Annotated in this window: 1 protein-coding gene; it reads left to right on the forward strand. The window is 35.1% G+C overall.

Going from position 1 to position 296, the window contains the following annotated elements:
• A partial coding sequence (locus HMPREF3270_RS09920) for a transposase (RefSeq protein ID WP_070867249.1) occupies positions 1-296 on the forward strand: 296 nt, incomplete at both ends.

The raw sequence follows: 296 nt of genomic DNA on the forward strand, positions 1-296 counted from the left end.
ACTTCACTAGAGAAAAGCTTTCAGATCCAAAAACTTCATCAATTTATAAACAAAGAAAAATTGATGTTGAAACTTTTTTTGGTAATCTGAAGGCTAATTTGGGTTTCACTCGAATGTCTGTCAGAGGTATTGAGAAAGTTGAAACCGAAGTTGGCATAGCGTGTATGGCTGTCAACGTTAGGAAATTGGCAGCTCTTCGAGCTGCGATTTTCTCTATAAACATAAAAAAGCGACGATTTTCAGAAATAATAATGAAAATCGTCGCTTTTATTAGAAGTCAGAACATTTATGTCCCG

The organism is Staphylococcus sp. HMSC65H10 (assembly GCF_001839185.1).
GTDB classification, from domain to species: Bacteria; Bacillota; Bacilli; order Staphylococcales; family Staphylococcaceae; genus Staphylococcus; species Staphylococcus simulans.